Genomic DNA, 23832 nt, shown 5'->3' with positions numbered 1-23832 from the left:
GTCCGGCGGGAGCACCCGACGCGGTATTGGCGGATCCGTCCCGCCGGGCGGGACGCACCCGCCGTGGCCCCACACTGACGAAGGCCTGCTCGCCCAGCCGGTTGCCCGGTAACCGCGAGGGCGCCGCCCCGGTGAACATGGGCAGAACTGCGACAGGCAGGGGCCGTACCCGCGATAGTGCTGAGGTGACTGCACCCCACCCGCTCGAGACACCCGCGCGCCGCCGACGGCACGCGCGACTGATCGCCACCCTCGCCGAACTGATCGGCGACTGCGCCAACGCCGCCGGCACGGTGTACAGGCCCATCGCCAACGCCGCACCGGAGCAGGGCGACGTGCCTTTCAACCTGCTGCCGATCGTCGTGCTCGGCGCGGCCGCCGGCCCCCGGCTGGATGCCGCCAGGCAGGAAGATGCCGCGCGCTGGCCGGACGCCGTGGCCCGGGAGGAGACGGAGGGGCAGCGCACCTTCGAGGCCCGGTGCGCGGCCGCCGAAGCCGATCAGGTCCTCGTCGATGCGGTACTCGGCCCGGTCGAAGACGACCTTCCCGGACCGGGCGCGATCGCGCTTCCGACCGCCTCGCAGTCAGCCGCCATGGCGCTCCCCGCGATCAGCGCGGACTTCCTCGCCTCGTTCTTGGACGATCCCGAAGCCGCGATCGGTCTGGTGAAGGCAGCGACTTCCACGGGTGAGTTCACGGTGGGGCAGATCCTCGACGATGCGGTCGATACCGCTGTCCTGGCCGGGCTGATGATCCTGCGCGGGCTGCAGAATCCGACCGATCCGAGCGCGGCGGCGGAAACCTGCTTGATGGCCACCCGGCAGTTCACCCAGGCGGTCATCGTGGCGTCCGCCGACCTGGCCGACGTCGCCGTCTGACACCTGCCCGCGTTCAGCGGCCCTGGCGGGGACTGCGGCGGGGACTACCCGCGCCGCTTCGGGACGGCCGCACTGCATCGCGGCCGGAGTCGGCGACGGCACCGGCAGAGGAGAACAGGCCCATCACGTCCGGCCGGCCCGCAGCGGGGACCTGCGCGGCGGGCTTGACCGTTGCGGGCCGGGCGGGAGCGGTGGCGCGGGCAAGGATGCGGGCGTGCGGGATCAGCGGTGCGCAGCTCTCGCAGACTTCCTCGACGATCCAGACCTGCCCGACACTGGGGTCGTGGCGCAGGACCATCACGACGGAGCCGGCGCAGTGCACCTTGTGTGCGGCGTGCGCGTCGCAGCGCTGGGAGCGGCAGTGACAGGAGGCGTTCGGACGGACAGTGGCCGCCTTGGCGTGAGCGGCCGCGTGCTGGGCGGCGAAGCGGCGCAGGGTCGCCAGGTCGCGAGAGCGGGCCGGCATCCGGCAGGTCGCGGTGCAGGTCACGGTTGCCGAGCGGTCGGTATGGCCGGTGAGCCGGACCGTCCATCCCCGCCCGGGGATGCGCACGGTGGTGGAGGATTCGCTGTTGGCGGTCGTCACGCGGCTGTCCGTTCTCGCTGCTCGATGGTGAGTTCGAGGACCACTATGTGCCACCTGCATGCCGTTGAGGCCACAGGTTTTCTCCCCGTGGGGGTGTGTTCCCAAGCGGTGAGTCAGCTCTTTCAGGGTGCGTCCCACCAGGCGGCAAGGACCCGGTGCACGACGGGCAAGAGGACGCACCGCTCGCACAAACAGCACGTGCCGCACGGGCTGACCGCGAGGCCGTCGGCTCCGGGCGGGGCAGGCGAACGGCCCTCGGCCGAGGAGCGCCGGGGGCCTTCGCCTGTGCCTGGGCGCAGTTCACGCACACGCCGGGCAGACGCTGTTCATGAAGGACCGGGCCAGGTTCTTCTGTACGGTCCGCGCGGGTCTGCTGCTCGCGCGGGGATTACGGCTGGTTCTCCACGACCGGAAGGCTGACGTGGGGGTGCTCGACTTCCACGCAGATGTCGTCCTCGGCACGCAGGTATTCGGCAACCTGTTCGGCGATCGCCACGGAGCGGTGCCTGCCACCCCTGCAGGCGACCGTCACTTTCACCAGACGGCGGCGTGGCTCGGCGTAGCCGTATAAGACGGCCCTGGTGGTGTCCATGATCTCGTTGATCACCCGGTTCGCGCCGGGCGTCGTCAGGACGTGACTGCGGACTTCGGGCTCCAGGCCGGTCCGGTAGCGCATCGCCGGGTCGTGGTGCGGGTTGCGCAGGCGGCCGCCGATGTCGAAGAAGAGGCCGTCGCCGATGAGTTCGACTGTGCCGGGGTGGAGCGTGCCCGCGGACTGCAGGACGACCTGGACAAGGCCGTTGTTCTCGGTGTGGTTTCGGGTCATGCCTCCATCGTTGGCCCGGGCCGGACCGGGCGGAAGGAGTTGCCTGTTGCCTCTTCCTCATGTGCGCGGCAAGTCCAGCTCGTGAGCCGCCCGTGGGGGCGCCGTGAGTACGATTGGTGCTGCGGTGCTCGACGCACCGCGTCCCCCGCGCGGTAGGCGGGGTGGCACGCCCACGGCTTCGGTGGGCCCAGGGCCCGGCACGGCTGCCGGGGTGAGGATCGCAGCCCAGCAGGGCCCTCTGCCGCGAGCAGAGGGCCGGATCGCTGACATCGTCACCCACCCTGCGCGGAGACCCCCATGGACACCACGTTCAGCAAGCCGCTCGACGCCGGCCGTACCGCATACGTCACTCCCCTAATCACCGTCTTCGGGGCGGTCAGCTACGAGGCCGTCGACGGTGACGGCCAGCGGATCGCCAGTGGCTGGCTGGAGGACGCCGCTCAGCGCGGCGTTGCGGAAGAAGACATGCCCGCCGGGTGCACACATCTCATTCCCGCGTTCCCGAAGCCGCTGTGGTTCACGCCCGAGGAGGCCGCGCGGCTGACCGCCCTGGGAGAGACGGCCAAGGCCGCCTTCGACGCCTCGGCCGAAGGGCAACAGCTCGACGAATGGCGTCGGGACCAAGCGGAGCGGACAAGGGAGCACGCCGCCCGCACGGCCGTCCTGCACTCCCCGCAGGGCAAGACCCTGATGGCGCGGCGCGCCCGGCTCGTGAGCGCGGCGGCCGCCGCGCTCGACACTGACTCGGAGCAGCGGGCTCGCGCCCACGACGACGAGGGCGGCGACCCGGGGGCCTACTACCGCGAGCAGCAGCCCGGGAACGAGGCGGCCTACGAACAGGCTTGTGACGCGCTCGCTGCGTTCGACGCCGATCACCCGCAGATCATCGCGGCCCTGAAAGAGCAGGAGGCCGCCGACGTACGCCGCCGTCTGGAGTTCGACTGACCTCGTGCGTCCCCCCGCCAGCGGTAGGGATTCACATCGAGATTGGTCGCCTCCTTCTCCAGGTCAGGAACGGTGGCGGAGGCGGTCCAGATCGGCGTCGAGAACGGCGAGGTCGGGGTGATCCCGTAGCTGCTGCTCGCGCGCCCAGTGGCCGAGGTCGGCCTTGTGAGCACTGCCCACGTCGTCGATGGTGGTACCGGTAAGCATCGCGAGGGTGTCCAGGTCGGCGCTGTCGAGCCCGATGTAGCGGTTGGCAGGGGCGTAGCTGGCTGCGATGTCCGCCGCGCACGCGGTGCCGGCCGCGGTGAGGTGCTCGCGGAGCCACCTCCGAAACGGGGTTTCCTGGTGCCGCCAGTCGGGGTCGTAGTTGTCGTACTCGGGGTCGTTGTAGCCGGGGCCGATGGCGGGCATGGCCAGTCCTCTCCAGGGGTCAGTGGTACAGGGGCTTCGTGGTGGCGCCGGTCCGGGCAGACCGGCATCCCGGACAAGCGGGCGGGATGCCGGTGTGCGCAACTCCACCTCTTGTTGCGTGTAGTTGGCCTCCTTCCCGTTCTCCTACGCCTGGCCTTCTGCTCGCCTACACTCGCTACCCGGTCCGTCGTGAAAGGGAGTGCCGTGCATCAGTACGACCCGGCGCGCTGGGCATCCGGCGACACTCCGATCTACGCGTCCCTCATCCGGGAGCGAGGGGACGTGCCCGCGGAGGCCAAGCGGGTCGCGGCGCAGCTGCTCGCCGAGACCGGCCGGGCCATTGACTTCCGGTCGGTGCGCACCCTCTGAGCAGAAGGGACCGGCCGCCCGGAGCGGCCGGTCCGGACGGCGTCAGGCGGTGCGGTGGCGCATCGCGATCACGGTGCAGTCGTCTCGGTAGCCGTCGGCGTCCTGTGCGGCGGCCGCGACCAGGGCGCTGGCCAGGGCCTGCGGATCGGCGGCGTGCGTACGGCACAGCTCCGTCATCTCCGCCGCGTCCACGTGGTCGGGGATGCCGTCCGAGACGAGCAGGACCAGGTGGTCTTCCGGGATCTCCGCGACGCTGCAGGTTCCCCAGCCGGCCTGTGCGAGGCCCAGCCGGGAGCAGTCGTCGTAGACCGCGGTGAGGTCGGGGGCGAAGCCGCGCCGGGTCCTCAGGTAGTTGGCCATGGTCATGTCGGTGGTCACCAGGGTGACCGTGCCGTCGTTGACGGAGTAGACGCGCGCGTCGCCGATCCAGTACACGGCGGTGGTCCGGTCCGGCTCCATGCTCACGTACACGGCGCTGGTGTGCGGCACCGTGTCGTGGGCCTGCGCCATCATCCCAGCGGTGGTCAGCCCGGCCAGGCCGCCTTGGACCATGCCCATCTGCGTGATGACCGCGGGCACGGTCGCGGCGTAGCGCACGGCCTCCTTGCCGTGGCCTGCGCTGTCGACGACGGCGGCCGTCACACGATCGCCTCGCCGCTGGTAGTCCGCACCGTCCGCATACGGCGGCTCGGTGCCCGGCCGCCGCGCCACTCCCACAAGCACGGCCCCGGTGGGCGCCGTCGGGTTGGTCGTCTTCGTCACCGCTGTGTCTCCTTCGCCTCCACGGGGCCCGGAGTGGCCCCGCTGTGAGTACGGGTGGGAGCACTGGAGAGGCAAAGAACGTGCTACTTCACGAAACTGGGGCTGGTGGGACGTGTGAGGCGGCGCTACTCACCCTCTTCCTCCCGGTGGATGAAGACGTAGCGGCCCGTGGGCCGGTCAAGGACCAGGACGAGCGGTTCGGAGGCCGACGGCGCCTCTTCCAGATCCGTGACGACCCAGTCGGAGTCTTCGGCTCCCGCCGGGTCGTTGGGGCGCGGTCCCAGGCTGTGCGGAATCGACGCGGCCACGAGCGTGTCATCCGGGAGGCCGGCCAACGCCGCCCGCAGCTGCCCGACCGTCCATGCCGCGACCCTGTGGTGGTAGCCCTCCGAGTCGATGCGACGCGTGCTCATCTGCCCCTCTTCCTCTTCCCCATCGCGCCGAAGCGCCTGTGCCACTGACCCCAACGAACCGCTCCTGAAATGGACGCCGCAAGCAGGAACCGGTCAGCTCGCCGCGCCAGGACGGGCCGTCGGGTGCGGGGGCCGGATGAGGACACGCGGGTTGAGAGGCCCGGGGGTGAAGCCTCGGCGGAGGTAGGCGCGGTGGGTGGCCGGGCTGCTGGCCACGACGACCAGCCCTGCCTGGTGGGCGTCGGCCAGGTGCAGCGCCTGGTGGACGAGGCGGCCGGCTGAGACGGGGTCGTTGTCGTGGCCGGCGAGGTTCCCGGCTTCCCACCAGGTGCCTTCGGTGTGTGCTCGCAGGTGCCGGCGGGTGGCGGTGAGGGAGGTGAGCGCGCGGGTGTGCTGGAGCAGGTTGCCGGTCTCCACGAGCAGGGAGAGCGTGATGCCGAAGCCGAGCACGGCGATGGTGAGCGGCCAGGTGTGGCTCTTCAGGGCCCAGGCGGCGGCCTCCAGGGGAAGCCAGATCCACGCGAGGTGGGCCGCGAGGCCTGCGGTGAGGACGGCCGTGCAGGCGGCCCGGCGGGTCCAGGGGACGCGGGGGCCGGTAACCGAGACGGTGGCGGTGCCGTGGGCGAGGAGGCGTCCGGCGGCGTGCTGGGTGGCGAGGGTGAGTAGCCACAGCCAGCAGGCGGCGGGCCGGGTCAGCGGGTGCAGGGGCGGGGGTCCGAGGCGGCGCTGGAGGAGGGCGGCGAGGCGGGGCAGGTCGCGCCAGCGTGGCCTCAGATGGCCGGGCAGGTGCAGCTGGAGGGTCATCGGTGGTCCGTTTCAGCGGGTCGGGCGCTGCGGGCCCGGGCGGTTGTTGTCCGGCCGGGGATGTTCGTGGAGCGGGGAGGTCGGGGGCAGGAGCTGGGCCCGGGCCGCGGCGGTGCGCTCTCGCATCTGCTCCAGGCGGCGTGCGACGCGGGCGTGGGTGTAGAGGTCGATGGCGTCGGTGAGGTGGTCCCATTCCTCGCCCGCGAGGCCTTCGGGGCGGGGGCCGAGGATGTCGGGTCCGGCGCGGTGGTGGCGGCGCCGGTAGTCGGACAGGGCGCTGATCAGCCTGGTGAAGGTGCGCTGCTCGTCCTCGTCGTCCTCGCCGGGCGGGGTGATCTCCTCCATCCACCCCTCGGGGGCGCTTTCGCCGGCGAGGGCTGCGGCCAGTGCGGTGCGGGCGAGCTTGGCGTCGAGGGCTCCGTAGCTCAGGGGCGCGACGCCGAAGGGATCGCGCAGCGCCGGGTGTGCGGGCAGGGGTCCGGCCGGGGGCGGGGTGTCGAGGTGGTCGAGGGCGGCCGCGAGGACCTGGTGGGCGGGCGCGCCGGGGGGCGGGAGGTGCCCGGAGGGGCGGCGCCGTCCGGTGAGGGCGCGGATGCGTGCGTCGAGGTCGTCCCAGTCGGCTTGCTGGTCGGGGTCGGCCGGGCGCGGGCCCAGGCCGGGGACGCCGGTGATGGCGTGGCGGGTGCGCCACAGCTCCACCAGGGCGGCGGTGGTGGCCCAGGCGTGGCGGCGGCGCGGTGAGCGGGTGGAGGGCGGCGGGCCCAGTGGCCGTGCCCAGGCGGGCGGGTCGGCGGCGAGGGTGTGGCCGCGGTCGGCGAGCGAGCGGGCCAGGATGCGGTGACGTTCAGCGAGATGGGTGCGCCAGTGGGCAGGGGTGTCGGGGTGGGTCAGGGCGTGGGAGTCGGCGACCCAGTCGGGGATCTCACGGTGGACGCGGGCGGGCGGGGCGTGGTCGGGCAGGCGTTCACGCAGGCGCAGTTCGGCGTCGATGCGGGCGCCGGCGGCGTGGGCGCGCGTGAGGGCGGCCCGGGCCCAGGCCTGGCGCTGGTCGGTGGCGGCACGCTGCTTGGCGGCCTGGAGGCGGGCGGCGGTCAGTGACTGGCCGCTGCTGTGGGGGCGGTTGGGGGAGCGCTCGCGCTGGTAGTCCTCGCGGGCGCGGTCTCGCCAGGTCATCGCGCGGCGCAGCTGGGTCTCGGCGGTCAGGGCGGTGATGGTGGCCCGGGCCGCGTCCGAGAGGGGGCGGCCGGTGGCGGCCGCGCTGCGTACCTGGGTGCGGACGGCGGCCATCTGGGAGGCGAGCTCGGTGCGGGTGAGGGGGCCGAGCGGCCGCTCGGTCCAGGCGGGGTGGGTGGTCGCGCGGCGGGTGGTGACGGCGGTGGGCAGGTGGGTGAAGGCGGCATCGGCGGCGCGCAGGGCTTCGTTGGCGGCGGCGCGGTGGCTGGCAGCGAGCTGCTTGAGATGGTCGAGCTGGGCTGTGGTGAGAGCGGCGAGGGCGCTGTCGCGGGCGGTGTTGCGGGCTTCTTCGGCGTCGGTCAGGGCTTCGCGCAGCCACCATGTCAGGAGGGCGGCGACGTCGTCGGCTTCGGTGAAGGAGAGCCTGCGGGTGGCGCGGGTGAGGAGGCGGGGCAGGGCGAACCCGGCGCGTTCGGCGTCGTGGAGGGCGCGGATGAGGGCGGGGTAGGCGTCGGCGGCCAGGAACATCGCGGCCCGGTCGGTGCCCAGGATCTGCTCGAGGACGCCGGTGAGGCGGGCGGCGGTGGCGCGTTCGGTGACGTCGGCATACTCGGCGGACAGCTGCCCGGGGCTTGCGATGTCGCGCTGCAGGGCGGCGATGTGCTCGGTCGCGGTCAGCTGGGCACTGCGGCGGGCGGCGACGGCGGCGAGGACGTCGTCGAGGTGGTCGCCGTCGTCGATGGCCATGTAGAGGCGGTTGGTGCGCCGTCCGCGGGTCAGCTGTACGTAGACACCCTCGCGGTTGGAGCGGGCGGAGGCCAGTGCGTGGGAGGTGTCCACGGTCATGCCCTGGGCGCGGTGGATGGTGGAGGCGTAGCCGAGCTCGGTCTGGGTGGTGAGGTAGTCCGCGGGCAGGGTGATGCGGCCGCGGTGCTGGGTGTGGCGGACGACCGCGGCGCCGTCGGCCAGGAGTTCCTCGATGACCCAGGTGTCGCCGTTCTTCACGAAGTCCTTGCCGCCGCGCACCGTCATGCGGCGCCGGTTGAGGCGGGTGACGATGATGTCGCCGACGTGGGCGCGGGATCCGGTGCGCAGCAAGGCCCACCGGCTGGTGTCGAGGTCCTGTCGGTCGATGTGCCAGGCCTGGGCGCGGTGGTTGAGGTCGGTGACGGTGAGGTTGTCGGCGGCGGTCATCAGCGAGGCCAGGCCCCGGCTGATGTCGTGGGCCCACGCGGTGAACACCGCGTCGCACATCGCCTCGTGCCGGCCGGCGACGATGCGGCCCTTGCTGCGGTACCAGTCGAACACGGTGCGGGCCTGCTCGCCGTCGCGCAGGATGAGGGAGGCATCGCCTTCGCCGGGGGTGGTGAAGCGGTGCAGCCGGTCCAGTTCGACGGTGGCGCCCGCCTGCGAGATCAGGCGCAGCGCTCCGCCGGCTTCGACGGCGGCGAGCTGGTGCGGGTCGCCCAGGAGGCGGACGACGGCTCCGGCGGCGGCCGCGTCGGCGAGGATCCGGTCCAGGAGAAGGGTGCCGGCCATGCCCGCTTCGTCGACGAGGACGACGTCGCCCGGGCGCAGCGCGAAGTCGGCGCCGACGCCGTGGCCGTCGGCGGCCTGGCCGCGCTGGTGGAGCCAGGAGTGCAGGGTGTGGGCGCGCCGCCCGAGGTCAGTGGCGAGGACCTGGGCGGCGCGGGAGGACGGCGCGAGGGGGATCAGGCGGCCGCCGGCGGCGTCCACGGCGGCTGCGGCCAGGCGCATGGCGGTGGTCTTGCCCGCTCCGGCGGGGCCGAGTCCTGCCAGCAGCAGCCGGTCGGACAGGACGAAGGAGGAAGCCAGGGCCTGCTGTCCGGCGTCCAGGGGGCCTTGGTGGAGGGTGGCTGTGCGGGCGAACGTGCCGTGCGCGACGGGCGGGATGACCCGCGTACGAGCCCCGGCCAGCAGGCGGTGCTCGGCGGCCAGGAGCGAGTGGGTGGTGTAGGTGGCCGAGCCGATGGGCCGGTAGATGCTGGAGCCGTCCGGGCGCAGCAGGTCGGGGTGGGAGGGGTTGATCTCGGGCGGAGTGATGTCCAGGCAGTCGCCGTGTGCCAGGACCCGGTCGGTGATCTCCTCGGCGAGGTGGGGTGCGGCGGCTGCCCCGCACAGGGTCCGCATCAGGTAGCGGCGCGCCTCGGCCAGGACATGGCGGCGCCGGAAGGTGGTGCGTCGCTCGGTCACGGCCGCCAGCACTTCGCCGGCGGCGGCGGTGACATCGAGGACCGCCTCAGCAGGCAGTCGGGCGCCGGGGGCCAGGGCCGCGGCCTGGGCGGCGGTGAGCAACTCCTCGACGGTGGTGCGGTCGGTTGCGGCGATGGCCCGGCGCCGCCAGCGGGCCAGCAGGTCGTCCAGGGAGCGGGCTTTGCCCTTGGGCGGGCGGGTCATCAGCGTGGCCCGCTGCTGCAGGCGGATCCGGGCGGTGGTGTCGGGCTGGCGGCCGTAACGGCGCCGGTAGTCGTCGAACAGGGACTCGGCCATGGTCCGCACGGCCCCCGACCTCTGCGCGAACTCGGCCCGGATCCGCGGGTCGATGCCGACGATCCGCATGACCGGCCGCCTGCCGGGCGTGACCACCACCTCCTCGGCGGCCAGCCCCAGACGGTCGCAGATCAGCTCCAGTGAGCGCTGGTTGAACAGCTCGCTGGCGGCGACGATCTCGCGCAGCAGCAGCCGCGAATCCAGGTTCCGCCACCGGCCGTCCGGGCCCTTCACACGCGGACTGATCACCACGTGTTCGTGGAGCATCGGATCCCCGGCACGCGATTCGTAGTGGAGGTAGACCGTCGCCATCAGCGCCGGCTCGGCCCGCTGCTGGGCGATCCCGCCCGGGCCGGTGCGCACCGCCAGCGCCTGCTCCTCCAGCGATGCCAGGGACTCCGACCGCGCCTGGGCCAGCACCTCGAGGACGATGCGCCGTACCTCGGGACTGCCGAGCGCGAACAGCAGCGAGAGCTCTTCCGAGGCGAAAGCCAGGTCCCAGCCGGTCACCGCACGGCGCCGGCTCCCGGTCCGCGCGGCCAGGTACCGGCCGAGCTCCTCCCCGTCGGCCGGTTTCCGGTGGTACTCGGTTTCGAAGGCGAGCGCCGCGGTGCGGTGGGTCAGCTCGCGGCGCTCTGACTTCGTCAGCGGCCGGCACAGCCGCTCGGCCGCGAGGTCGAGGACCTCCTCGATCTGCTTGTCCAGCGGGGACTGATCGGACAGCCGGGGCACGGCCGGCCCCAGCTTGGCCGCCTTGAGTGCCTGGCGGGGCGAGGCTCCCCTGGCCAGTTCGGCCGCGATCAGCTCCTCGGCGTCCGGGTGCATGCCCAGGCCGAACAGCGCCCGCATCTGCGGCTCGGTGACCTGACCGGCCAGCCCCAGCGCGGCCGCGGCCCGCCCCGTCCACACACCGGCCGGGACGCCCGGCTGGCTCGAGGACACGGCCGGCCCACCACCGTGGACCCCGTCGCCAGCGGCGACGTTGCTCCGGTAGTAGCGGTAGTTCTCGGCCGTCACGGCCGCCCCGGTCATCCCCACCCCGGCAGTCGACCAGCCCGGCAGGACTCCGGAAGGCACCAGGCGGGTTCCTCCCAAGGGCTTGGAAGGCAATCGCCCCAGCCGTTCCGTCCGGCGGGAAATCCAGCCCCGCGAGGGGTGGACGGGCCAAAAGTGCCAGAGGTGTGCTGCGCACCAACGGCCATCAACCGGAGACCGGCCTCACCCCCACCACCACCGACCGGACACACCGCTGCCACGCCCGGGCCAGCACTACGTACGACAGGACGGGGAGCACCGAAGTCGTGACCCTGGCTGTGCTGTGCCCGTCTCCGGCTCCGTGCTGGCTGGAGGGGCTTGTCCCGTGAGCGGGACCGGGCGGGGCGACAGGAGTGCTACGGGGTGGGACGCGGGCGGCCGGGGCCGGGCCGGGGCGTGGCGGCGTATCCAGACTGGCGGCAGGTGGGTCCGCGCCCGGCGGGCCCCTCTTGGCCAGGAGGTGGCGTGTGGCAGCGAGTAAGAGCAAGGCGCGGGGCGGCAAGGAGCTTATGGCGCGGCGTAGCGCGGCGTTGGAGCGGGCTGCTGTGCGGGTGGCGGCGGAGCGGGAGGCCGCGGCGCGGGCGGAGGAGGAGCGGCTGGCGCGGGAGGCGGAGTTCGACGAGCTGGCGGCGGACTTCGAGTTGGCGCGGGAGGACGAGGACCAGGTCGCGGCCGAGGTGGAGGCGGAGCTGCGGCTGGTGCGCGAGCGCGGGCAGGCGCGGATCCAGGAAGTGCGGCTGGTGGCGGCGCGGGTGGTTGTCGCGATGGGTGACAAGGGCGAGACGGTGGCCGGGTGCGCGCGCCGGTTGGGGGTGGGGGCGGAGCGGGTCAAGGAGCTGCGCCGGTTGGGCCGGGAGGAGGGGGGTGGCGGTGAGGACGGGGACTCGGACGCCGTGGACACGGCGGGTGGGGTGGTCACCGGCCAGGAGGCGGGCGGGAGGCGGAAGGCGGACGGGGCCTCGACACGGGAGCGGGAACCGGGCCCGGGGCCGGGGACGGGGGTGACGGGCGCGGCGGGGGTGTCTGGGGAGCGGGGGGTGCCGGTGGCTGCTGCTCCCCCGCTGCCGGCCGGGCCGTCGGCGGCTGGTGCGCCGGTGTTGCCGGGTGGTGAGCGGGTGTTGTAGCGGGGCGCCGGTGACTGAGCGGGGTGTGGGAACGGCAGCGGCCCCGGCTGCCGCGGGAGGGGTGCGGCGGCCGGGGCCGAGTCGTCGGGGCGGGGGGTGGGTTACTGCCAGGGGGCGGCGGGACGGCGCGGGGCCGGGGCCGGCTGCTGGGCCTGGGGCTGGGCCTGGGGTGCGGTGGGCTGGGGCCAGGGCGCGGAGTGCTGGGGCGGTGCAGCCTGGTGGGGGGCGGCCGCGGCCGGTGCGGAGTGCTGGCCGGACGCGGGGGCGGGGGCGGGGGCGGGGGTTCGGTAGTAGACGGTGACGGGCGCGCCGTCGGCGACGTGGATGCGCTCGTGGATGCCGGGCGGGGTGAGGACGAAGACGACGGTGTCGTCGCGCAGGGTCCGGGTGCGGATGAGCGGCGGGGGGAGGGTGACTTCCTCGGTGATGCCGGTGCTGGGGTCGGTCTCGGGGACGGTGATGCGGTCGACGAGGGTGAACAGGCCGTCCAGGGCGGCGAGGTCGTTGATCGTGGTCTGGTGCTGCACAGGGGCTCCCCTTTCTACGTGGCGGGTACGGGTGCGGGCGGTGGCGGCGGTCTGGTCGCGACGGTAGACGCGGCGGCGGGGGTGTGCGGGGGTGGTGGGCGGCCGGGTGTCGGGGGGTGGGACGCGGGCTGGGGTGGCGGGTGCTGGAGGCGGGAAACGCGCGTCGGCCCCGCGCCTGCCGGTGGTGTCCGGGAGGCGCGGGGCCGGGCTGAGGGTGGGGTGGTGACGGCTACGGGGTGGTGGCGGCGCGGAAGGTGTGCAGGTCGAGCGTGTCGTCGGTCAGGGTGAGGGTCAGGGTGTTGTGGCCGTCGTGCTTGGCGTTGATCAGGTCGGAGTGCAGGCACTCCCTGGTGGCCGGGTCATGCAGAGGAAGGGCGTGGATGATCCCGTCGTCGGCGCCGAGGACGCCGGAGGCGTCGTTGCCGTCACCGGGGCCATACCCGCGGGCGTAGGCGTCGTCGGGGGCGCCGGTGTGAGTGGAGTTGCCGGTCAGGTAGGTGCCGGTGCGGTCACGCAGCCACCACAGGGCGGCGTGGACGCTCTCCTCGTTCAGGCACTGCTCGTAGGTGGGGCGCAGCGTGTGGCTGGGGGCGAGCATCGAGTGGGTGGCGACGGCGACGACCTCGTCGAGGGCGAACGTGAACTTGGACATGGGCGGGGCTGCCTTCCGGTCGGGGGTCCGGGTGTCCCGGACGGGTGCGGTGGGCAGCACGGTGCGCGGGCGGGGTGCAAGCGCGGCAAGAAGACGGAGGCGCGGCCGGCCGGGGGCGCTGGTGGGCCCACGGCCGGGCGGGGCGTGGCGCGTTGGCGAGCCCTGGGGGCCGGGCGTGCGGCGGCCCCGGCGCCGCCAGGAGCGGGGGCCGGGGCCGAGGCGGGTAGTGCCAAGCGGTCCGGGATGAGGCGCCCCGGGTGGGGTGGCAGGCGCCGGTGTTGGTGTGGCGGGCGGGGAGGGTCAGGGACGCGGTGTGGCGGCCGGGGGCGTGGTGGGCTGCGGAGCGCGGTCCAGTTTGAAGGCGAAGCAGCGGGGGACCTCGTGCCGGTGGTAGTGGCGGGGCGGGTACCCGTTGTGGAAGTCGACGAGGACGCCTGAGTTCTCCACGGCGGTGACCGTGCCGGTGGGCCAGTGGCCGGAGGCGAGCCCGTCATAGGTCAGCCGGTCGCCCACCCCTACGGGGGCCTGGAGCTCTCCGCCGGTGTACCGCACGTAGCGGACCAGCACCTTGGGGGTGTTGGCGGGTACCTGCAGGGCCCGCTCGGTGAGCGTGTCGGTCAGGTGCTCCTGGATCAGGGCGTACAGCGGCTGGGTGCGGTACGAGTTCTGCGGGTCGTAGACGCCCCGGGCCAGGCGCTCGAAGAGGGGGCGCAGGTGTCCGGCGTCCGGGGCGAGGCGGGCGAACGCGAGCCGGAGGCCCTCGTCGTCCAGGGTGGGCGGGTAGCCCCGGTTGTCGGCGTCGGCGAGCAGGGTGTTGGCGCACTCGCGGGCGGTGTCGGCCGGGTGGAGGGGCGCGCCGGGGGCGGCGTCGAGGATCGTGCGGCAGTCGGTGCAGGTTGCCGGGGCGTCGGTGAGCTGGGCGGGGTCGAACAGCGTGTACGGCTTCACGACCGTGTAGCGGGTGGCGTCGCAGGCGACGTCGATCAGGGCGTCGGTGTGGGAGTTGAACAGGGCTTCGTGGATGCGGCCGTTGAGGCCGGTGACGTTGCGACGGTCCATGTGGTGCTCCCCTTGAGGTACGGGTCTGGTGGCGTGGTCCGAGCCGGGGCGGTGCGGCTGCTTGGTGTCCGTACGGTGGCCCGGGAGCCGGCAAGCCTCACAAGCGGAGCCGTCACCGATGGGGGTGTCCCGGGCGGGCTTCCGCACGGTGCACGGCGCGGGCCCGGGACGCTCGGGGGGCGGGCCCGGCCGCCGTGCGGGGCTGGGGGCGTGGACATGGAAAGCCCCGGGCCGCTGGACGCGGGCCCGGGGTCGCGGGGGCGGTGCGGCTGCTCAGTCGGACAGGTGGAGGTTCTCCCAGGGTCCGCCGTCGGTGCGCCGGACCAGGTAGACGCCGGGCCACACGGTGCATGCCGTACGGCCTGGCGGCGGCGCCGACTCGGCGCTGAAGCCGGTCGGGCGTGGGTCGGGGGACGTTCCCGACGGGGGGCGGGGTGGGGGCGCAGCGCGGTATGGGATGGGGCGGCAGGCGGGTCGCGGCCGGCCGGGTTACAGGACGTTGCCGTCGCAGTCAGCGTGGCCGTCGGCAGTGACGTGGGCGCCGAAGCAGTCCTCGTGCCCGTCCCCGGACTGCGCGTCGGCGGTGTTGCTGGCCTCGACCAGGGCGGTGAGCTGTTCCTCGGTGGGGTAGTCGTCGAAGCTCTCGGTCTCGGTGAGAAGGTCGCCGGTCTCGGCGTCGATCACCTCGAAGCTCAAGCCGGGGTGGTCCTTCCACGTCAGGCGGTGCACTTCCACGCGGCGGCCGTGGATGGTGTGCTCGCCGACGGTGTGTTCCGATGCGATGTTGTCGCTCATGCTGGGCCTCTCTCAGCGGGTGGTGGGCACGCGGGTGCGGTGCGGCTGATGGACGGTGCCCGGTGGCACGGCAAGGCCGGCAAATCAGCCGGGGCGGTGGTGCCACAGGGTGGCCCGCCCAGTCGGTGTGATCGGGCGGGCCGGTCCAGCCGAGCAGGCGTCAGTGGACCTCGAAGCCTTCTCGTTCCTTGGAGCGTTCGAGGTAGGCGATCCACTGCATCCAGCGGTCGATGTCGATGGAGCCGCCTTCGGCGGAACTCAGGATGGCCTTGACCTCCTCGCCGGTGTGGGTGCGGTAGGCGGTCAGGGCGGTCTCGATCTCCTTGGGGGTGACGTGCCATCCGTCGTTGGAGGTGAACTTGTGCGCCGCGATCCCGGTGAGGTGCTCCGGGTGCCAGGACAAGTGCGCGTCAAGCGCGTGGAGGTAGTCGAGGGCGGCGGCCTTCACGGGGAGGGTGTCGTCCGGCGTGTCCGGGGCTTCTCCGGCGGCGTCGATGTCCTCCCATGTGAGGCTGGCCGGGAGTTCGGGCCAGGAGGTCGGCTCGTAGTCGGTGGTGAGCATGCCGAGCCTGTCCATGACGTCCAGGTACCTGCCCATGCCGTAGTTGCTCAGGCCGAAGTGGGAGGTGTGCGTCTTCTGCATCCTGTCGTAGGCGGCATCGACCTTCCGCTGTGCCTCCTGCTGCTGCGGGTCCCCGGGCAGTCCGTTGCGCTCGGCTACCGCGGCGTCGAAGGCCGTGCAGGCGGCCTGGTGGAGGGCCTCTTCCTGCTTCGGTGTGGCGCCCTTGGTGTACATGTCGAAGGTCACGGGGACTCCCTTGTGCCGTGGGTGGCATCGCTGGTGCGGGCCGGTGGGAGGACCGTGGCGGGGCAAGGGGTTAGCGCTGCAAGCATCAGGGGGGCGGACACGGCGCGGCCGGGCGCGGGTGCGGGTTGCGCGGCCGCTGCTGGGCTGCTGGCAGGGGGGAGCCGGGTGAGCCCCGCAGCCGGGCGGGGGGCGTCCGGGGCGCGGGGCCGGGCTGGAGCGGCAGGAGTGGTCCCGGGGGCAGGGGGGCGCGGGGGCGGGTGTTTAGCGTGCCTGCCAGGGAGAGCGTTCCAGGCCGCCCTTGGGCGACAGCTTCCACAGCTCGTCCGGGGTGTCGGTGAGGTCCGGGACCGGTTCGGCGCTGCGGCGGCGCCACACGTGCAGGAGGGCGGTGCGGTCTGCCTGGGGGAAGTCCTCGGTCGGCTGCGGGGTCCGGCGGACGACGCCGTCGTAGTAGACCCTGCTGGTCTGGTGCTGGGCGCGGTGCTGGAGGGCGCGTTCGGGGACGAACAGGTTCGGTGCGTGCTCCATACGCGCCTCGGGGCTGGGATGTTGGGGGGTCTGCGGGAAGAACACCCAGTACACGGTCATGCCGATGCTCCTGACAGGTTGCGGCTCTGGGCGGCCGGGGGGTGGGGGTGGTCACCACTCCCCCGGCCGGTGACCCGACGCTGCCGGGCAGGCGGGTAAGCCCCGCAACACCCGCCCCGCCGGGCAGCCCGGGGCCGCCAGCAGCGAGCGGGGGCGAGCGGGGTGTCGCCTCTGGTGGGTTGGCGGGCAGGGCGGGCCACCGTGCTCGTGGGGTGGGGGCGGGCGTTCAGGTGAGGTCGGACCGGGTGCGGCGGAGCTTGCCGATGGCGTGGCGGGCGTCGGGGCCGGGGTTGAGGATCTCGCGGATGCCGTGAGCGGCGGCTTCGGCACCGGAGGCGAACAGCGGGACTGGGGAGACGTAGTCGAGGATGGTCTGCGCGGTCTCCAGGCTGATCTCACCGAACGCGTGCGCCAGGCGGAGGCTGAGGGACTCCGCCATGTCGTGGCATCCGGCCCAGCCGCCGCAGACGCGGGCGCTGTCGTCGTCGCGGTCGTGGACGTGGCATTGGAACAGCCCGGGGGGCTGAGTCCAGGTGGGGCCGTCGTAGAGGGGGAGTTTGGCGTAGTCCTCTTCCGACCAGACACCGGAGGGGACTTCGGTCTTGTAGGGGCAGAAGGTGCAGGGGCGTGGTGCGGGCGGGAGGGTCGTCACGGGGGTGGCTTCCTGGTGGTGAAAGGGGGGCCGCCTGCTGCGCCTGCTGGCCGGGGGTGGGCATCGCGTGGCCGGAGACGGGGTGGCGGCGGGGTGGCGGTGAAGTTGCCGCAGCGTGCTCGAGGTGGGGGCAAGCACCGCAACCACCTCGGTCGTGCCGGCCACGGGACGGTCCGGCCCGCGCGCGACGTTGGCGGGAAGGGGGCGGGGCGCGGTGGGGCGGGGCGTGGTGAGGCGGCGGCCGGGCGGCCCATGACGGCCACGGCCCGGGGCCCGGGGGTGGCGGGCCCGCAGGCATGGAACGGGAGTGAGCCGCAGGCATGGGACGGGACGGCGGCGGGCCGGGCGGGACGCGACGGGAGCCGCAGGCATGGGACGGCCCCGGCACCGCGGGTGCGGGGCCGGGGCCGGGGGGGCGGAGCGGGGAGCAGGCCGGGGTCAGCGGGTGCGGGCGGCGGGCGCCTTGGGGGCAGGGCGCAGCTGCTTGGGGGCGGCCGGGGTCTTCGGGGCGGTCTGTACCGGGCGGGGGGCGGTGGTGGGCCGGGGGTCGCCGGGAACGGTGGCGGGGGTGGTCGGCTTGGTGGCGCACTGCGTGACAGCAGCGGCGGGGGTGGCGTGGCGGCCGGTACGGGAGTCCTGATCGTCGATGGAGAGCAGAAGAACCAGGAGAGCGCAGAACATGACCACCAGCACGGTCAGGACCACGAGCAGGGTCTCGTTCTTGTTCAGACGGACAGACGACATGCGGGTAGGTGCCTTTCGGGGCGGTGGGATACGGAAGTGCGCGGATGGCGCGGGAGAAGTGCGGGGTGGTGTCCGGCAGGTCTGGACAGTGACGGGGCGGGGCGTTGGGCGGCCGAGGGGTGGGGGTGGTCACCACTCCCCCGGCCGGTGCTCGGACAGTGCCGGACGGACCGGCAAGCCCCGCAACACCCGCGCGGCGGAGCCGGAGCCGCCGGCCGCGAACGGGAGCCAGGGGCGCGGCGGCCGGGGGGAGCGACCCCCCGGGCCGGGCCGCGAGAGCGGGTGTGGAACGGCCCCCGGCACCGCCAGGAGCGGAGCCAGGGGCCAGGGGGCCCGAGCCGGGGTGCAGCCGGTCAGACGCGGATGACCGAGTGCCTCCTGACGAGCACCGCGTTGCTCTTGGAGGCCTGGCGTTCGTGGCCGGTCCGCAGGGGAACAGCGGGTGCTGCGTTGATCCCGAACATGTCGGCCAGGGCGGCTGCCAGGCTTCCGGCGAACCTCTTGGTGCGCTCCATGCCGTTGGTGTCGTAGATCTGGAACGCGTGGCGCGCGGCCAGGGTCCACGAGCCAGGCGTGTGGCGGCAGGGCACGTAGTGCATGTGCACGGTGCCCTTGGGTCCAGTGACCTGGATGGTGTATCCCGCGTCGGTAGCGGCGGCGAGCACATCGATCGTGCCGTTGTCGGTCTTCCGCTCGGCAGCGTTGCGGATCCGGTCGAGTATCTGGCGCACGGCGTGCGGGAGCTGGGTCTCGTCGTTTATGGGCGTCAGGGTCGGGACTTCGGAACGCCCGCCCGGGCGGGACAGGACGTCGGGGTCGTTCCAGATGTGCATGAAGTCCTTGAAGTCACGGGCCAGCTCACGGGGTGTGCCATCGACGGTGAGGGTCGAGTGGTTCCACTTCCAGGCGCCGCGGTGGTTCCGGCGCCAGGTAACGGTCAGAGCGACTCGCTCACTGGCCAGGGCCAGCCGGTAGTGCTGGGGTGAGGTGCGGTGGATGTCGGCGCTCTGGCGGGTTTCGTTCTTCAAGCGGTTGCGAAGCTCGGCGATCTGCTTGGGCAGAAAGTCGGTCTGGGGCAAGTACTTGGGCATGTGGCTCCAATGCGGCGGTGATCGCCTGTGATGGGAACGGGGACGGCGGGATCGGGGGCCGCAGGCGAAAACTGGTCGGCGTGCTGCGGCTGCTGCCGGACGGGGCATCCGTGTCTGGAGGGCCCTGGGCCCTTCGCTTCGTGGTGCGTTGGGAGTTGAGCCCTTGGGATGCGCCACTCCCCCGGCCAGCAACCTCACCGTGCCGGGCCGTGGGCCTAGCCCCGCAACACCCACCCGCTGGTGGAGCCGGAGCCGCCGGCCGCGAGCCAGGGGCGGCCACCGTGTGGCGGGGGTGTGCGGAACGCGTCGGCCCCGCGCCCGAGGAGGGACGCGGGGCCGGGAGGCCTGCGAGCGAAGCGGGACCGGGCGGGCCGGTGCCAGGCGTGGGGGCTTGGTGTCTAGGCGGGGAGGGCAGCGCCCTGGGCGGGGACTGCGTAGCCTGCGGGGTTGCGGTAGGGGGCGCGGTAGACCAGTCGGCCGACGTCCTTGCGGGTCAGGTGGTGGAGGGTGACCTCGCGGGCGGCGGTGGCGCCGCCCCAGGGGTAGACCCGCAGGACAGTGGTGCGGGTGAGGGCGTCGTGGGTGATGTCGACTTCGACACGGCGGCCGTTGAGGGTGCGGGAGTAGGTCCAGATGGTGACGCCCAGGGATCCGCCGTAGTGCCGCTCGGGGCGGATGCTGCGCAGTCGGCCAGTGGTGGGGCGCTGGATGCGGGTGGTCACGGGGTCTCCTCGAAGGCTCTGGGGTGCGGCAGGGAGCCGGGGCGGGGCGGTGTGTTGGGCGGCCGGGGGGTGGGGGTGGTCGCCACTCCCCGGCCGGTGACCCGACAGTGCCGCCCCCGTAGGCAAGCCCCGCAACACCCACCCGCCGGGGCGGAGCCGGGGCCGTCGGGCGCCTCGGGCCGCCGGCGCGCGCGGGGCGCCCACGGCGTGGCACGGGCGGGCGGAACACGGCGGCCCCGCACCCGGGGAGGGGCGCGGGGCCGGGAGACGATCCAGAAAGCCTGGAGGCAGGCCCGGGGCGGCCGCAGAGGTGGCCCGGGCGGGAACGCCGGTGCCCCGGGCCACAGGCAGCGGCCCGGGGCACCGGGGCGGGTGTAAAGGGTCAGACGGAGCGGGAGGGGGCGTAGATGTGCGGGGCCAGGAGCGCGAGGGCTGCGGCGATCGGCTCGATCAGGTCCGAAGGCAGGCACGCCTTCTTCAGGGCTTCGACAGCGTCGGCCGGGGCCATGGCGTCGACTCGGAGCATGAGGTCGTAGTCGTCGGGATGGTCGGACGCCTTGTCCCAGGCGGCCCTTCGTACCTCGTCGAACAGGGTGTGCGCGACGTCGGCGGCCGTGGTGGTGTCGGTGTCGTCGATGGGAGCGGTGACCGTCGCGGGGCGCTGGATGTGGGTGGTCAAGGGGTCTCCTCGAAGCTCTGGTTGCGGCCGGGGCCCGGCGGTGGTTCTCGGTGGCCGGGAGTTAGGCGGACGGGGGGTGGGGGTGGTCACCACTCCCCCGGCTGGTGACCTGACAGTGCCGCGGCCGCAGGCAAGCCCCGCAACACCCACTCGCCGGGGCCGCCGGCCGCCAGCGGGGCGCCCACGGAGCCGGGCGGCGGGGGCCCGTCTCATGTGGCGGCCCGGCGGGCGCACGGTGCGGCCGATCACGGGCCTGCCCCGCACCCTGGAGGGCGCGGGGCAGGCGAGGAAAGGGCTGGCGTCGCCTAGAGGGCGTTGCGGGTGGCGGTGATGGCGGGAGCGAACGCGGCGCTGTCGAGGCTGAACGGCCACAACGGCAGGTGGAGGTGGTTGTCCCGCCACCAGGCGGTGGCCGCCGCGATGGCGTTCTGGGTCTGCGCGGCAAGCGGCGCGGGCAGTGCGGCGAAGCTGCCGTCGTGGCGGTTCTCGGTGCCCGTGATGAGGGCGGGACCGACCAGGAGGTAGGGGAGCTGGGCGCCGCGCCAGGCGGAAGCGAGGGTCCAGGCGACCGGGTTGACCGGGAGGCGCTGGGCGAGGCCTTTGCCGTGGACGTGGAGGACGGCGTCCGGGTGGTAGTAGGTGGCCTCGGGGAGACCGCCGAGCTGGGCCATACGCCATCCGTACTGGCGGTCGGCGGGCAGGGTAAGGGACGTGTACGGCGTGTGGGGGGTGATGCGGGCCTGGGCGTCCAGGGCGGGGATGAACAGGGCGGCGGCCGGGCTGGCAGTCATTGAGATTCTCCGTGGTGGTCGCGGCTGTTGACGGGCCGCAACCTGCACGGGAGGCGAGCTAGACCGGCAAGGGCAGGCCCCGCGCCCGAGGGAAGCTGGCGCCGCCGCCAGCGCGAGCGGCGGCGGCCCCGGTGTGGCCGGGGCGGGCGGAACGCGGCGGCCCCGCGCCCGAGAAGGGCGCAGGGCCGGGCGACGAGGGCCGGGCGACGATCCAAGGGGCCCGCTCTTCGGGCCGGAGCGGGCCGCCGGGGAGCGGGGGCCGGGCGGGTGTCACGTAAAGAGGCGTCCGTCGCGAAAGCGGGCGGTGGGCGGCAGGTCGAAGCCGGGCACGAGTCCGGCGACCACGGGTCCCGGGGCCCCGGGCACGGTCTGTATGCGGACGCTGGGGTGCAGGGGCTTGACGGCCGTCATCATGGGGCGGGGTTGGGTCAGCGCCATCGCGCCGTCGGGCGTCGGGATCACGATGTGGTGCGCGCTGGTGTATCCCAGGCGCTGGTAGAAGTCGGCGAGTTCGGGCTTGTGAATGAGGGAGGCCAGCCGGTATCGGGTGCTGCGGGCGAGGGTCTCCGTCTTGGCTAGCAGCGCGCGAGCCATGCCCAGGTGGCGGTGTTCGGGTGCGACGGCCAGGCCGTAGATCCCGATGCTGGTGGCGGCGAGGAAGCTGGCCAGTGCGGCGTTGGCCTGGCTGATGGGGTGCTCATAGGCCCACTCCGGGACGGCGGCGAACACGGCTCCAGCCGGTGTGGTGGCGCGTCGGGTGCGGGCGGTCAGGCACAGGGCGGGGCCGTGGGTGAAGGGGTGCCGGAACGGGGCGAGAGCGAGAACCTGGGCGACTTCGGCGGGCACGCCCTGGTCGGAGGTGAGGTCGAGCAGGGCGAGGTAGGCGGAGTGGTCCGCGGGGTCCAGGGGCGCGATGTCGATCCGGGGAGCGTGAGGCCGGGACACGGTGGCGGTACGGGACACGGGAGTCCTTCCGGGCAGGGGCGGGGCCGGCGAGGCCAACTGAGGCGCGGCCGCGGCCGAGTGAGGCGGCCCGGGGCGGGGAAGGGCTATTGCCTTCCCGGTGGGCCGGTGATCTGCACAGTGACCCGGCACGGGGCAAGCCGGGCAAGCACCCACACGCGGCACCAAACAGCCGGGGCAGGACCGGCGGGGGCCCGCGCAGACGGCGGCCATCACGGCAGGCGAGACCAGGCGGACCGGCCTGATGGACGGGCGCGGCTCGACCGGGCGGTCGCGCGGCGGCCGGAGGCAGCAGGACAGGCGGGCAGGGCGTGCGCCGGAACGGCGGCTGGGTCACGGCGAGCGGAGGCGCGGGCGTGCACGAGCGACGGCCAAGACGAGCGGGCACGGGGCGGCCCCGGCACCGCGAACGGTGCCGGGGCCGGAAGCGCCGGGAGGCGGCGGACGGTCAGAACGGGGCGTCGGTGCCGTTCCAGGTCGGCCGGGTGCGCTGGGCGGCGGGGGCCGGGGTCTCGTCGGTGGTGGTGTGGTGGACGCCGTCTTGGATCCGGTCCCACTCGGTACGACTGTAGGCGACGCCGTCCACGATGATGTCGTCGGCGAGTTCTTCCAGGGTCCGCAACTGGTACTCCTCCGCAGACATCACCGGCGCCAGCGCCGGGACGGCGGCAGGGGCCGCCGGGGCGGGGGCGGGGTCGACGCGGACGGTGGAGTCCACGTTGAGGCTGACGGTCTCCTCGCCGTCGGTGAGGTATCGCTCCTCGGCGTCCTGGGCGGACGCGGCGCGCAGGCAGAAGGTGATCATCTCGGTGCGGAAGACGGTCACTTCGTAGACCTCCTCCGCACAGGCGCCGGACACCGGGGTGGAGGTGGGTTCGGTGTCGATGCGGACGGTGACGGTGTTCGAACGGGACAGGGGCGTCGTCACGGCGGGTACTCCCATCAGGATGCGGCTGGCTGACAGTGGGGATCGTGGGGCGGCGGCCGGTAAGGCGGGCAAGGCCCGCCAGACGCAGGGCTGGGTACGCGACCGGCTCCCCCGCACACGGGTGCGGGGGCCGAGGGCTGGTCGGGGTGCTGGGCTTCGGGCTCCGGCACCGGGGACTCGGTGGAAGCGCACGCCACGCGCTGCGAGGCGCGGGCATGCGACAGGCCCGGGCACCGCGAACGGAGCGGCCTGTGCATGGCTCGGCCCCCAGCATCGCCGCGGTGCGGGCGGGAGTGCCGGGGGCCGGGAGCGGGCGAATGCCTGCGCGTGGTCTACGCGCTGATGTTGGGGTCGCAGTAGCTGCCTGCGGGGAGGCTGCCGGAGGCCACTTGGGCGTCGAGCGCGTTCTGAGCGCGGGTGAAGTCGGCGCAGCGCTGTATGGCTTCCTCGGGGGTTCGGGTGGTCGCGACGTGCACCTTCGTCCAGGTGTCCATCACCAGGTGAGGGCTGCCGAACAGGCTGCCGAGGCCGCTGTTGTCGTCCTCGACGACGGTGTAGCGGGGGGTGGTGGGGTTGGCGGGGATCTCGGCGAAGAAGACCATGTAGGCGTCCGAGGGAAGGGTGACGGCCAGGCCGGCGGCGGCCAGGGCCTGCGCGAGTTCGATGCGCTTGGCTTCCTGCTCGGGGGTGTCGGCGGCAATCTTCTCCTTCAGGTCCCACACCGCGATCGGCCGGTCCGAGCGGGTCAGGATGAGCCATCCGTCCTGCTCGCCGGGGACGTGCCGGGAGAAGCGGGCTGCGAGGGCGGCCGCCGCCCGCTCGAGGGTGGCGGCGTGCTGCGGCGGGGTGCGGAAAGCGTGGTGCATGACAGCTCCTCAACGAAGGTTGGTCGTGGCGTGGCGCGCCGTGGGCGCGTGGGCGGCGGCGCTGTGTACGGGTGAGGCGGGGGCCGGGCCGCCCCTGGGGGTGGGGGCGGCCCGGCGGCCGCGGGCCGGG

At 73.7% G+C, this 23832-nt stretch carries 26 protein-coding genes; 4 read left to right on the top strand and 22 right to left on the bottom strand.

Going from position 1 to position 23832, the window contains the following annotated elements; translation table 11 throughout:
* The first annotated feature begins 185 nt into the window (after nt 1–185).
* Nucleotides 186–878: a hypothetical protein gene (locus OG730_RS42600; protein WP_327309724.1), complete on the top strand. Its 693-nt coding sequence runs from the start codon at nt 186–188 to the stop codon at nt 876–878.
* Between the two features lie 13 nt (nt 879–891).
* Here the strand turns inward: OG730_RS42600 and OG730_RS42595 are convergent, their stop codons facing one another.
* Nucleotides 892–1464 (bottom strand): hypothetical protein, encoded by a 573-nt coding sequence (locus OG730_RS42595; protein ID WP_327309723.1) that lies wholly within the window; start codon nt 1462–1464, stop codon nt 892–894.
* Between the two features lie 388 nt (nt 1465–1852).
* Nucleotides 1853–2290 carry a RapZ C-terminal domain-containing protein gene (locus OG730_RS42590; RefSeq protein WP_327309722.1) on the bottom strand — a complete coding sequence of 146 codons (438 nt, stop codon included), beginning with the start codon at nt 2288–2290 and terminating at the stop codon, nt 1853–1855.
* Nucleotides 2291–2587: 297 nt separating this feature from the next.
* On the opposite strand from OG730_RS42590, the gene OG730_RS42585 reads away from it, so the two are divergent.
* Nucleotides 2588–3235, top strand: a complete 648-nt coding sequence (locus tag OG730_RS42585) for a hypothetical protein (RefSeq protein WP_327309721.1) — start codon at nt 2588–2590, stop codon at nt 3233–3235.
* 63 nt (nt 3236–3298) lie between these two features.
* Here the strand turns inward: OG730_RS42585 and OG730_RS42580 are convergent, their stop codons facing one another.
* On the bottom strand, nt 3299–3646 hold the full coding sequence (locus OG730_RS42580) for a hypothetical protein (RefSeq protein ID WP_327309720.1): 348 nt from the start codon (nt 3644–3646) through the stop codon (nt 3299–3301).
* 204 nt (nt 3647–3850) lie between these two features.
* Here OG730_RS42580 and OG730_RS42575 point away from each other — a divergent pair, with 204 nt between their 5' ends.
* Complete coding sequence (locus OG730_RS42575; protein ID WP_327309719.1) at nt 3851–4015, top strand: hypothetical protein; 165 nt, start codon at nt 3851–3853, stop codon at nt 4013–4015.
* A 42-nt stretch (nt 4016–4057) separates the two neighbouring features.
* On the opposite strand, the gene OG730_RS42570 is transcribed toward OG730_RS42575, so the two are convergent.
* The 4 genes from OG730_RS42570 to mobF all read right to left on the bottom strand — a co-directional run bounded on the left by OG730_RS42570 (nt 4058) and on the right by mobF (nt 10755).
* On the bottom strand, nt 4058–4777 hold the full coding sequence (locus OG730_RS42570; RefSeq protein ID WP_327309718.1) for a PP2C family serine/threonine-protein phosphatase: 720 nt from the start codon (nt 4775–4777) through the stop codon (nt 4058–4060).
* Between the two features lie 125 nt (nt 4778–4902).
* The gene (locus OG730_RS42565; RefSeq protein ID WP_327309717.1) at nt 4903–5190 is read right to left on the bottom strand and encodes a DUF6225 family protein; all 288 of its coding nucleotides are present in this window, start codon (nt 5188–5190) and stop codon (nt 4903–4905) included.
* Between the two features lie 93 nt (nt 5191–5283).
* Nucleotides 5284–5994: a hypothetical protein gene (locus OG730_RS42560; protein ID WP_327309716.1), complete on the bottom strand. Its 711-nt coding sequence runs from the start codon at nt 5992–5994 to the stop codon at nt 5284–5286.
* 12 nt (nt 5995–6006) lie between these two features.
* Nucleotides 6007–10755 carry a MobF family relaxase gene (gene mobF, locus OG730_RS42555; protein ID WP_327309715.1) on the bottom strand — a complete coding sequence of 1583 codons (4749 nt, stop codon included), beginning with the start codon at nt 10753–10755 and terminating at the stop codon, nt 6007–6009.
* Between the two features lie 425 nt (nt 10756–11180).
* Here mobF and OG730_RS42550 point away from each other — a divergent pair, with 425 nt between their 5' ends.
* Nucleotides 11181–11837, top strand: a complete 657-nt coding sequence (locus OG730_RS42550; RefSeq protein ID WP_327309714.1) for a hypothetical protein — start codon at nt 11181–11183, stop codon at nt 11835–11837.
* Nucleotides 11838–11938: 101 nt separating this feature from the next.
* Here the strand turns inward: OG730_RS42550 and OG730_RS42545 are convergent, their stop codons facing one another.
* From OG730_RS42545 to OG730_RS42475, 15 genes are all read right to left on the bottom strand, one after another.
* The gene (locus OG730_RS42545; protein WP_327309713.1) at nt 11939–12364 is read right to left on the bottom strand and encodes a hypothetical protein; all 426 of its coding nucleotides are present in this window, start codon (nt 12362–12364) and stop codon (nt 11939–11941) included.
* A gap of 229 nt (nt 12365–12593) precedes the next feature.
* Entirely contained in the window at nt 12594–13016 is a 423-nt protein-coding gene (locus tag OG730_RS42540; RefSeq protein ID WP_327309712.1) for a hypothetical protein, read from the bottom strand.
* Between the two features lie 300 nt (nt 13017–13316).
* Complete coding sequence (locus OG730_RS42535; protein WP_327309711.1) at nt 13317–14075, bottom strand: hypothetical protein; 759 nt, start codon at nt 14073–14075, stop codon at nt 13317–13319.
* A gap of 489 nt (nt 14076–14564) precedes the next feature.
* Nucleotides 14565–14870: a hypothetical protein gene (locus tag OG730_RS42530; protein ID WP_327309710.1), complete on the bottom strand. Its 306-nt coding sequence runs from the start codon at nt 14868–14870 to the stop codon at nt 14565–14567.
* Nucleotides 14871–15030: 160 nt separating this feature from the next.
* Nucleotides 15031–15678, bottom strand: coding sequence for a hypothetical protein (locus OG730_RS42525; protein WP_327309709.1), 648 nt, complete (start codon nt 15676–15678; stop codon nt 15031–15033).
* A 261-nt stretch (nt 15679–15939) separates the two neighbouring features.
* Nucleotides 15940–16266: a hypothetical protein gene (locus tag OG730_RS42520; protein ID WP_327309708.1), complete on the bottom strand. Its 327-nt coding sequence runs from the start codon at nt 16264–16266 to the stop codon at nt 15940–15942.
* Between the two features lie 226 nt (nt 16267–16492).
* Complete coding sequence (locus OG730_RS42515) at nt 16493–16918, bottom strand: DUF6283 family protein (protein ID WP_327309707.1); 426 nt, start codon at nt 16916–16918, stop codon at nt 16493–16495.
* A gap of 438 nt (nt 16919–17356) precedes the next feature.
* Nucleotides 17357–17662 (bottom strand): hypothetical protein, encoded by a 306-nt coding sequence (locus OG730_RS42510; RefSeq protein WP_327309706.1) that lies wholly within the window; start codon nt 17660–17662, stop codon nt 17357–17359.
* Between the two features lie 353 nt (nt 17663–18015).
* Nucleotides 18016–18753 carry a hypothetical protein gene (locus tag OG730_RS42505; protein WP_327309705.1) on the bottom strand — a complete coding sequence of 246 codons (738 nt, stop codon included), beginning with the start codon at nt 18751–18753 and terminating at the stop codon, nt 18016–18018.
* 398 nt (nt 18754–19151) lie between these two features.
* Complete coding sequence (locus OG730_RS42500; RefSeq protein ID WP_327309704.1) at nt 19152–19475, bottom strand: hypothetical protein; 324 nt, start codon at nt 19473–19475, stop codon at nt 19152–19154.
* Between the two features lie 382 nt (nt 19476–19857).
* Entirely contained in the window at nt 19858–20154 is a 297-nt protein-coding gene (locus tag OG730_RS42495; RefSeq protein ID WP_327309703.1) for a hypothetical protein, read from the bottom strand.
* A 305-nt stretch (nt 20155–20459) separates the two neighbouring features.
* The gene (locus tag OG730_RS42490; RefSeq protein WP_327309702.1) at nt 20460–20945 is read right to left on the bottom strand and encodes a hypothetical protein; all 486 of its coding nucleotides are present in this window, start codon (nt 20943–20945) and stop codon (nt 20460–20462) included.
* Between the two features lie 270 nt (nt 20946–21215).
* Entirely contained in the window at nt 21216–21908 is a 693-nt protein-coding gene (locus OG730_RS42485) for a GNAT family N-acetyltransferase (protein ID WP_327309701.1), read from the bottom strand.
* A gap of 448 nt (nt 21909–22356) precedes the next feature.
* Nucleotides 22357–22836, bottom strand: coding sequence for a hypothetical protein (locus tag OG730_RS42480; protein WP_327309700.1), 480 nt, complete (start codon nt 22834–22836; stop codon nt 22357–22359).
* A gap of 332 nt (nt 22837–23168) precedes the next feature.
* Nucleotides 23169–23702 carry a hypothetical protein gene (locus OG730_RS42475; RefSeq protein WP_327309699.1) on the bottom strand — a complete coding sequence of 178 codons (534 nt, stop codon included), beginning with the start codon at nt 23700–23702 and terminating at the stop codon, nt 23169–23171.
* Nucleotides 23703–23832 lie beyond the last annotated feature (130 nt).

The organism is Streptomyces sp. NBC_01298 (assembly GCF_035978755.1).
In the GTDB taxonomy this organism is placed as follows: domain Bacteria; phylum Actinomycetota; class Actinomycetes; order Streptomycetales; family Streptomycetaceae; genus Streptomyces.
Note: the sequence above shows the minus strand (reverse complement) of the source record. Positions and strands in the feature narration are given on the sequence as shown.

Coding starts and splice junctions, on each gene's coding strand:
- OG730_RS42530 (WP_327309710.1), bottom strand. CDS start 14,870: ATGAGCGACAACATCGCATCGGAACACACCGTCGGCGAGCACACCATC.
- OG730_RS42510 (WP_327309706.1), bottom strand. CDS start 17,662: ATGTCGTCTGTCCGTCTGAACAAGAACGAGACCCTGCTCGTGGTCCTG.
- OG730_RS42580 (WP_327309720.1), bottom strand. CDS start 3,646: ATGCCCGCCATCGGCCCCGGCTACAACGACCCCGAGTACGACAACTAC.
- OG730_RS42535 (WP_327309711.1), bottom strand. CDS start 14,075: ATGGACCGTCGCAACGTCACCGGCCTCAACGGCCGCATCCACGAAGCC.
- OG730_RS42520 (WP_327309708.1), bottom strand. CDS start 16,266: ATGACCGTGTACTGGGTGTTCTTCCCGCAGACCCCCCAACATCCCAGC.
- OG730_RS42585 (WP_327309721.1), top strand. CDS start 2,588: ATGGACACCACGTTCAGCAAGCCGCTCGACGCCGGCCGTACCGCATAC.
- OG730_RS42475 (WP_327309699.1), bottom strand. CDS start 23,702: ATGCACCACGCTTTCCGCACCCCGCCGCAGCACGCCGCCACCCTCGAG.
- OG730_RS42490 (WP_327309702.1), bottom strand. CDS start 20,945: ATGACTGCCAGCCCGGCCGCCGCCCTGTTCATCCCCGCCCTGGACGCC.
- OG730_RS42505 (WP_327309705.1), bottom strand. CDS start 18,753: ATGCCCAAGTACTTGCCCCAGACCGACTTTCTGCCCAAGCAGATCGCC.
- OG730_RS42590 (WP_327309722.1), bottom strand. CDS start 2,290: ATGACCCGAAACCACACCGAGAACAACGGCCTTGTCCAGGTCGTCCTG.
- OG730_RS42540 (WP_327309712.1), bottom strand. CDS start 13,016: ATGTCCAAGTTCACGTTCGCCCTCGACGAGGTCGTCGCCGTCGCCACC.
- OG730_RS42560 (WP_327309716.1), bottom strand. CDS start 5,994: ATGACCCTCCAGCTGCACCTGCCCGGCCATCTGAGGCCACGCTGGCGC.
- OG730_RS42565 (WP_327309717.1), bottom strand. CDS start 5,190: ATGAGCACGCGTCGCATCGACTCGGAGGGCTACCACCACAGGGTCGCG.